The organism is Bradyrhizobium oropedii, from assembly GCF_020889685.1.
Taxonomy (GTDB): Bacteria; Pseudomonadota; Alphaproteobacteria; order Rhizobiales; family Xanthobacteraceae; genus Bradyrhizobium; species Bradyrhizobium oropedii.
This window is the reverse complement of sequence record NZ_JACMYO010000055.1, coordinates 39,020-45,152: the sequence shown is the minus strand read 5'-3', so window position 1 is coordinate 45,152 and position 6,133 is coordinate 39,020. Positions and strand designations below refer to the sequence as shown.

The following is a 6,133-nucleotide window of genomic DNA, read 5'->3' as shown; positions in this document are numbered from 1 at the left end:
AACCACCGGCCTGCGTTTGACCAACGCTGGGGCCGCGGTTTGCTTCAACAATGGGCGCCGGTGGTTATGGGTCCCTGCTTTCGCAGCGACGACGATCTTAGCTGTGCCGCCTACAAAATAAACCGGCTCAGATCGGTATTCTTGGCGAGGTCGCCGACATGCTTGGTGACGTAATCGGCATCGACCCGGATGGTCTCGCCGTGGCGATCGGGGGCGGTGAAGGAGATCTCGTCCAGCACCCGCTCCATCACAGTCTGCAGCCGCCGCGCGCCGATATTCTCGACCGTGGAATTGACCGCAACCGCAACGTCGGCCAGCGCGTCAATCGCGTCGTCGGTGATGTCGAGCGTGACGCCCTCGGTCTTCATCAGCGCGACATATTGCTTGATCAGCGACGCTTCCGGCTCGGTCAGGATCCGGCGCATGTCGTCGCGGGTCAACGCCTGCAGCTCGACGCGAATCGGCAGGCGGCCCTGCAGTTCGGGCAGCAGGTCCGACGGCTTGGCGATATGGAAAGCGCCCGAGGCGATGAACAGGATGTGGTCGGTCTTGACCGCGCCGTGTTTGGTCGAGACCGTGGTGCCCTCGATCAGCGGCAGCAGGTCGCGCTGCACGCCCTCGCGGGAGACGTCGCCGCCGGCGCGGTTCTCACGCACGCAGATCTTGTCGATCTCGTCGAGAAAGACGATGCCGTTGTTCTCGACTGCGCTGATCGCCTCCTGAACCACCTGGTCGGTGTCGAGCAGCTTGTCGGATTCCTCGTTGACGAGGATCTCGTGCGAGCCTTCCACCGTCAGGCGGCGGGTCTTGCTGCGTCCGCCCATCTTGCCGAAGATGTCGCCGAGCGAGATCGCCCCCATCTGGGCGCCGGGCATGCCGGGGATTTCGAACATCGGCATGCCGCTACCGGACGACTGCGTCTCGATCTCGATTTCCTTGTCGTTGAGTTCGCCGGCGCGCAGCTTCTTGCGGAACGATTCGCGCGTCGCCGGGCTCGATCCCGGGCCGACCAGCGCATCCAGCACGCGCTCCTCGGCGGCGAGCTGAGCGCGGGCCTGAACGTCCTTGCGCTTGCGCTCGCGGGTCTGCGAAATCGCAACCTCGACGAGGTCGCGGACGATCTGCTCGACGTCGCGGCCGACATAGCCGACCTCGGTGAATTTCGTGGCCTCGACCTTGAGGAACGGCGCGCCCGCAAGCTTGGCCAGTCGCCGTGCGATCTCGGTCTTGCCGACGCCGGTCGGCCCGATCATCAGGATGTTCTTGGGCAGAACCTCCTCGCGCAGGGAACCGGCAAGCTGCAGCCGTCGCCAGCGGTTGCGCAGCGCGATCGACACCGCGCGCTTGGCGTCGGCCTGGCCGACGATGAAACGGTCAAGTTCAGAAACGATTTCGCGGGGGGAGAAGTCAGTCATTGGCTCTAGCTAGGTTGAAAGCACTGTCTCGGCAAGCGCCGTTCCGCGCCTGCGTTTTGGTTCATTTGTCGCGGATCATGAGCAGAGCAGGCCCGTCGGGCGTATCGACCATTCCTGCCTCCTGAAAGCCCGCTTTCGCATAGGCGTGCACGGCACGCGCATTGGCTGGATCGGGATCGGTGACGATACGCGGCGCGCCTTGCGCCAGCCGCTCCTCGACAAAGGCGCGGATCAGCGTCGAGCCATGGCCGCGTGCCACCATGTCGGGCTCACCGATGAAGAGATCGATGCCGCGGGTGCCGTCCGGCTGCTTGCCGAAGCCCGAATTCCACGCCGTCAGGTCGTAGCACTGGATGTAGCCGAGATCGCTGCCCTCGGCGGCGACGATGAATTGGTCCATCGCCGGCTCGTCGAGGTCGCCGCTGACCAGCGCATATTGCTCGGCCGGATCGCCCCACCACTCCCGGACATGCGGCAGCGCCAGCCAGCGCCTGATCTGCGGCAGGTCGGCCGTCGTCATCGGGCGGAAATGGTAGGGGGCGGCCATGCTCAGCCGCCGATCGTCTCGATCGTCACGTTCCGGTTGGTGTAGACGCAGATATCGGCGGCGATATCCAGCGCGCGGCGGACGATGGTCTCGGCGTCCTTGTCGGTGTCGACCAGCGCGCGGGCCGCGGCGAGGGCATAATTGCCGCCGGAACCGATCGCCATGACGCCGGATTCGGGCTCCAGCACGTCGCCGGTGCCGGTCAGCACCAGGGAGACGTCCTTGTCGGCGACGATCATCATGGCTTCCAGCCGGCGCAAATAGCGATCGGTCCGCCAGTCCTTGGCGAGCTCGACCGCCGCCCGGGTCAGCTGCCCCGGATATTGCTCCAGCTTGCTTTCCAGCCGCTCGAACAGGGTGAAGGCGTCGGCGGTGGCGCCGGCAAAGCCGCCGATCACGTCGCCCTTGCCGATCCGGCGGACCTTCTTGGCATTGGCCTTGATCACGGTCTGGCCGATCGAGACCTGCCCGTCACCGCCGATCACCACCTTGCCGCCCTTGCGGACCGTGCAGATCGTGGTGCCATGCCAGACCGGCAACTCATTTTGGGATGCTTGCATAGGTTACCTCTCTCGGGGGCAGATTTAGGTGGTCGGGCAGGGGTTACAATCGGGGCCGATTTAGCAATGATTTCCGGTCACCATGGCCCGAAGTTGGGGTCATTTCGAGGTCATCCCGCAGTAGCGAAGGTGACATCAGCCTGTTAAAAGACCGGCGTTTTCGGCACGGGAAAGCTTAATCTTCATGCGCACGGCAACCATCAAGCGCAAGACCAAGGAGACCGACATCGAGGTGACGGTCAACCTCGACGGAGCAGGCGTATCCACGGTTTCGACCGGGATCGGCTTCTTCGACCATATGCTCGACCTCCTGGCCCGGCATTCGCGCATCGACATCACGGTGAAGGCGGACGGCGACCTCCATGTTGATTACCACCACACCACCGAAGACGTCGGGATCGCGCTCGGTCAGGCCGTGAAGCAGGCGCTCGGCAACATGGCCGGCATCACCCGCTACGCCTCGATCCACATGCCGATGGACGAGACGCTGTCGCGCGTCGTGATCGATATTTCCGGCCGCCCGGTACTGGTGTTCAAGGTCGACTTCCCGCGCGACAAGATCGGAGAGTTCGACACCGAGCTGGTCCGCGAATGGTTCAACGCCTTCGCGATGAACGCCGGCGTGACTCTCCACGTCGAGACCCTATATGGCGAGAACAGCCATCATATCTCCGAATCCTGTTTCAAGGGTTTGGCGAGGGCGCTGCGGTCGGCGGTTGCGATCGATCCGCGTGCCCAGGGCGAAGTGCCCTCGACAAAGGGTCAGCTCGGCGGCTGATCTCGGAAGCATGATTCGGAAAGGCGAGTGCCGATTTCCGGAGATCATGGTCCAAATGAGAGTCCATCCTCGGCGGAGCGTTCGATGCCGGTCTATACAGTGCATGCCCCCGTGGCCAACGGCGCCGATCTTGCGGCGACCGACAAGTTCGTCTTCGTGCGCGACGGCTTCCGTTTCTGGGCCGCGGTTGCGGGCGTGGTCTGGCTTGCATGGAACAGGCTCTGGCTGGCGCTGATCGGCTGGCTCGTCGTCACCTTCGTCATCGACTATGTGCTGGCCAAGCTCGGCATCCCCCGTGGCGCGATCTTCCTCGTCGACCTGGTGCTGATGGTGCTGCTCGGGCTGGAGGCTGCGAGCCTGCAACGCTGGACGTTGTCGCGGCGCAAGTGGCGCCAGCTCGACATCGTGGTCGCCGACAATGCGGATGCCGCCGAGCGCCGGTTCTTCGAGCGTTGGACCGCGCGACATCGCGGCGTCGTCAATGATCAACGCTCGGTCGATCGCGGCGGGCCACCGCCGACCCGGGACGTTCCCGGTCAATCATTCTCAAAACCCCCACCGATGCCGCAGGGCGGCATCATCGGATTGTTTCCAGAGCCAGGAGGATCGCGATGACCGTTGCAATCATCGATTATGGCTCCGGCAATCTGCACTCTGCTGCAAAGGCCTTTGAGCGCGCCGCGCGCAGCATGGAGGATCCGCAAGCGATCAAGGTGACGCGCGATCCCGATGCGGTGTATCGCGCCGATCGGATCGTGCTGCCCGGTGTCGGCGCGTTTGCCGATTGCCGCCGCGGCGTCGATGCAGTCGACGGCATGCTGGAAGCGCTCACCGAGGCGGTGCGGGTCAAGGCGCGGCCGTTCTTCGGCATCTGCGTCGGCATGCAGTTGATGGCGACGCGCGGCAAGGAGCACGTGATCACCGAAGGCTTCAACTGGATCGGCGGCGATGTCGTGAAGATCGAGCCGCGCGACGAGAGCCTGAAGGTCCCGCACATGGGCTGGAATACGCTGGATATGGTGCGCGAGCACCCGGTGCTGGAGCGGCTGCCGCTCGGGCCGAAAGGGCGTCACGCCTATTTCGTCCACTCCTATCACCTCAACGCCGCCAACGAGGCGGACGTGCTGGCGCGCGCCGACTATGGCGGGCCGGTGACCGCGATCGTCGGCAAGGACACCGCGATCGGCACCCAGTTTCACCCCGAGAAGAGCCAGCGCTTCGGCCTCGCTCTGATCTCCAATTTCTTGAAGTGGAAGCCGTGATCCTTTTTCCAGCGGTTGATCTGAAGAACGGCCAGTGCGTGCGCCTCGAGCAAGGCGACATGGCGCGCGCCACCGTGTTCAATCTCGATCCGGCGGCGCAGGCGGCAAGCTTCGCCGCGCAGGGCTTCGAATATCTCCACGTCGTCGATCTCGACGGCGCCTTCGCCGGCAAGCCGATGAATGCGCATGCGGTGGAGGCGATGCTGAAAGCCGTCACCATGCCGGTGCAGCTCGGCGGCGGCATCCGCGACCTCAAGACCATCGAGGCCTGGCTCGACAAGGGCATCACGCGCGTCATCATCGGCACCGCGGCGGTGCGCGATCCTGAGCTGGTGAAGGGCGCGGCGAAGCAATTCCCCGGCCGCGTAGCGGTTGGGCTCGATGCGCGCGACGGCAAGGTCGCGGTCGAGGGCTGGGCCGAGACTTCGCATGTGACCGCGCTCGAGATCGCTGAGCGCTTCGAGGATGCCGGTGTCGCTGCGATCATCTTCACCGACATCGCCCGCGACGGCCTGCTCAAGGGCCTCAACCTCGATGCTACGATCGCGCTTGCCGACCGCATCTCCATTCCGGTGATCGCCTCCGGCGGCTTCGCCTCGATCGACGACGTCAAGGCGCTGCTGGAGCCGCGCGCCAAAAAGCTTGCCGGCGCCATCGTTGGCCGCGCGCTCTATGACGGACGGCTCGATCCGGCCGCCGCGCTCAAGCTGATCCGCGGCGCGGCCTAGGAGGGATACATGTTCAAGGTTCGCGTGATCCCCTGTCTCGACGTCAAGGACGGGCGCGTGGTCAAGGGCGTCAACTTCGTCGATCTGCGTGACGCGGGCGATCCGGTCGAGGCCGCGATCGCCTATGACGCCGCCGGCGCCGACGAGCTCACCTTTCTCGACATCACCGCCACCCATGAAAACCGCGGCATCATGCTGGACGTGGTGCGGCGGACCGCCGAAGCATGCTTCATGCCGCTCACTGTGGGCGGCGGCGTCCGCACCGTCGACGACATCAAGACCCTGCTGCGCTCCGGCGCCGACAAGGTCTCGATCAATTCGGCGGCGGTCAGCCGGCGCGAATTCGTCAAGGAAGCGGCCGAGAAGTACGGCGAGCAATGCATCGTGGTCGCGATCGACGCCAAGCGGGTCAAGCGCGCCGGCGGCTCGGACCGCTGGGAGATCTTCACCCATGGTGGGCGTAATGCCACCGGGATCGACGCCATCGAATATGCCCAGGAGGTCGTCTCGCTCGGCGCCGGCGAAATCCTGCTGACCTCGATGGACCGCGACGGCACCAGGCAAGGATTTGACCTGCCGCTGACCCGCGCGATCGCGGACAGTGTCCCCGTACCGGTCATCGCGTCGGGTGGCGTCGGCAATCTCGATCATCTGGTCGACGGCGTCCGCGAGGGTCACGCCACCGGCGTGCTGGCCGCGTCGATCTTCCACTTCGGGGAATTTACCATCCGCCAGGCCAAGGATCACATGGTGCGCGCCGGCCTGCCGATGCGCCTCGATCCGTAGCGAGTGGTTTGGAAACACAGTGATCTGGGACTCCTTGTCACAAAAATGCTAAGTCCC

8 protein-coding genes are annotated in these 6,133 nt (G+C 64.8%); 5 read left to right on the top strand and 3 right to left on the bottom strand.

Annotated features, from left to right (window positions below; translation table 11 throughout):
- Positions 1 to 110: 110 nt before the first annotated feature.
- From hslU to hslV, 3 genes are all read right to left on the bottom strand, one after another.
- Entirely contained in the window at positions 111 to 1,415 is a 1,305-nt protein-coding gene (gene hslU, locus H8A95_RS17545; protein WP_229184248.1) for an ATP-dependent protease ATPase subunit HslU, read from the bottom strand.
- Positions 1,416 to 1,476: 61 nt separating this feature from the next.
- Positions 1,477 to 1,962 (bottom strand): GNAT family N-acetyltransferase, encoded by a 486-nt coding sequence (locus H8A95_RS17540; RefSeq protein ID WP_229184247.1) that lies wholly within the window; start codon positions 1,960 to 1,962, stop codon positions 1,477 to 1,479.
- A 2-nt stretch (positions 1,963 to 1,964) separates the two neighbouring features.
- Positions 1,965 to 2,522, bottom strand: a complete 558-nt coding sequence (hslV, locus tag H8A95_RS17535; protein ID WP_024583062.1) for an ATP-dependent protease subunit HslV — start codon at positions 2,520 to 2,522, stop codon at positions 1,965 to 1,967.
- A 184-nt stretch (positions 2,523 to 2,706) separates the two neighbouring features.
- Here hslV and hisB point away from each other — a divergent pair, with 184 nt between their 5' ends.
- From hisB to hisF, 5 genes are all read left to right on the top strand, one after another.
- The gene (gene hisB, locus H8A95_RS17530) at positions 2,707 to 3,300 is read left to right on the top strand and encodes an imidazoleglycerol-phosphate dehydratase HisB (protein WP_229184246.1); all 594 of its coding nucleotides are present in this window, start codon (positions 2,707 to 2,709) and stop codon (positions 3,298 to 3,300) included.
- 84 nt (positions 3,301 to 3,384) lie between these two features.
- Entirely contained in the window at positions 3,385 to 3,915 is a 531-nt protein-coding gene (locus H8A95_RS17525) for a DUF2628 domain-containing protein (RefSeq protein WP_229184245.1), read from the top strand.
- The gene (gene hisH, locus H8A95_RS17520) at positions 3,912 to 4,562 is read left to right on the top strand and encodes an imidazole glycerol phosphate synthase subunit HisH (RefSeq protein WP_050425351.1); all 651 of its coding nucleotides are present in this window, start codon (positions 3,912 to 3,914) and stop codon (positions 4,560 to 4,562) included. Before H8A95_RS17525 ends, hisH begins: the two co-directional genes overlap by 4 nt.
- A complete protein-coding gene (gene hisA / locus H8A95_RS17515) occupies positions 4,559 to 5,290 on the top strand; it encodes a 1-(5-phosphoribosyl)-5-[(5-phosphoribosylamino)methylideneamino]imidazole-4-carboxamide isomerase (RefSeq protein WP_229184244.1) in 732 nt (243 codons plus the stop codon). Before hisH ends, hisA begins: the two co-directional genes overlap by 4 nt.
- A gap of 9 nt (positions 5,291 to 5,299) precedes the next feature.
- Entirely contained in the window at positions 5,300 to 6,076 is a 777-nt protein-coding gene (gene hisF, locus H8A95_RS17510; protein WP_038382736.1) for an imidazole glycerol phosphate synthase subunit HisF, read from the top strand.
- Positions 6,077 to 6,133: the final 57 nt, after the last annotated feature.

What these genes read in the sequence shown, in the direction of transcription:
- hisF (WP_038382736.1), top strand. Translation starts at nt 5,300, where the DNA reads ATGTTCAAGGTTCGCGTGATCCCCTGTCTCGACGTCAAGGACGGGCGC.
- hisB (WP_229184246.1), top strand. Translation starts at nt 2,707, where the DNA reads ATGCGCACGGCAACCATCAAGCGCAAGACCAAGGAGACCGACATCGAG.
- hslV (WP_024583062.1), bottom strand. Translation starts at nt 2,522, where the DNA reads ATGCAAGCATCCCAAAATGAGTTGCCGGTCTGGCATGGCACCACGATC.
- hslU (WP_229184248.1), bottom strand. Translation starts at nt 1,415, where the DNA reads ATGACTGACTTCTCCCCCCGCGAAATCGTTTCTGAACTTGACCGTTTC.
- H8A95_RS17540 (WP_229184247.1), bottom strand. Translation starts at nt 1,962, where the DNA reads ATGGCCGCCCCCTACCATTTCCGCCCGATGACGACGGCCGACCTGCCG.
- hisH (WP_050425351.1), top strand. Translation starts at nt 3,912, where the DNA reads ATGACCGTTGCAATCATCGATTATGGCTCCGGCAATCTGCACTCTGCT.
- H8A95_RS17525 (WP_229184245.1), top strand. Translation starts at nt 3,385, where the DNA reads ATGCCGGTCTATACAGTGCATGCCCCCGTGGCCAACGGCGCCGATCTT.